Origin of the sequence: Vibrio sp. M250220, from assembly GCF_036533795.1 — a bacterium.
Classification (GTDB): Bacteria; Pseudomonadota; Gammaproteobacteria; order Enterobacterales; family Vibrionaceae; genus Vibrio.
The window spans coordinates 1-796 of the sequence record NZ_JATABI010000160.1; the positions used below are offsets into that span (position 1 = coordinate 1).

Genomic DNA, 796 nt, shown 5'->3' on the forward strand with positions numbered 1-796 from the left:
TTGAAAGTTCGCTCACTGACAATGAGTATGGAGGCAGTAGCTTCTTCAATATGGCTTCTTTTCTTTCTGTTGGAATACGAGACACAATTCACTCTTACCGCCCTACACTGGTTAAATTTTAACAGTGACAACTATCCTGCCAGAGGGGGAGAGTTTTAAGTTACGTCTAATCTGAGTGTAAATTGGGATTTGAACAGAACGTTTCGATAATGCAGCAAAGTTACCATCTAGCTTTTTGAATAGCGCAGCACGTTCTGCGACAAAAGAACCATAGTTAACACCACCAACACGGCTTGCCATCGCAACTTGAGAGACGTAAAGGTGGTTAATTCAAGAGCCCCATCTAATCGACAGGCTCATTTATATTATTCTTTAAAACAAGGCCATCCCTGTTCATTATACCAACGGGAAATTTCTTTAATAATACCTTTAGGGGAATCATCTTGATTATCCTTAGGGTAAAATAACAAATCTGTACCATCAGGATGTTTTACTATTTTAGAAAAATGTAAAATTAGTTTATCTTCTTCGGGCTCACTTAACGAATTATTAGATATACTATTAATTAGTTCTAAAAACTCCGGCTCTGTATAATCTGTTATACTTTCTTTTAATTCAATCATTTATTATCTCCATAATGTATTTTTTGTAAGCGTTCACCAGCACCGTGTTGACTAAGTGTTTAGGTAAAAACTCGTGTGTTTAAGATCGAGCACATTTGGGTACGGCTGCTGACGAACAACAGCATTGACTATGCGTGAAAGCGTATCAAGTGACGATATCTTTCGCTTTTTAC

General features: G+C 37.2%; 1 protein-coding gene and 1 pseudogene. Both read right to left on the reverse strand.

Features of this window, described 5'->3' with window-relative positions:
* Positions 1-147: 147 nt before the first annotated feature.
* Positions 148-330: pseudogene (locus QTN94_RS20125) on the reverse strand (hypothetical protein); the annotation flags it as partial.
* A gap of 35 nt (positions 331-365) precedes the next feature.
* Positions 366-623, reverse strand: coding sequence for a bacteriocin immunity protein (locus tag QTN94_RS20130; RefSeq protein ID WP_331428663.1), 258 nt, complete (start codon positions 621-623; stop codon positions 366-368).
* Between the last annotated feature and the right edge of the window lie 173 nt (positions 624-796).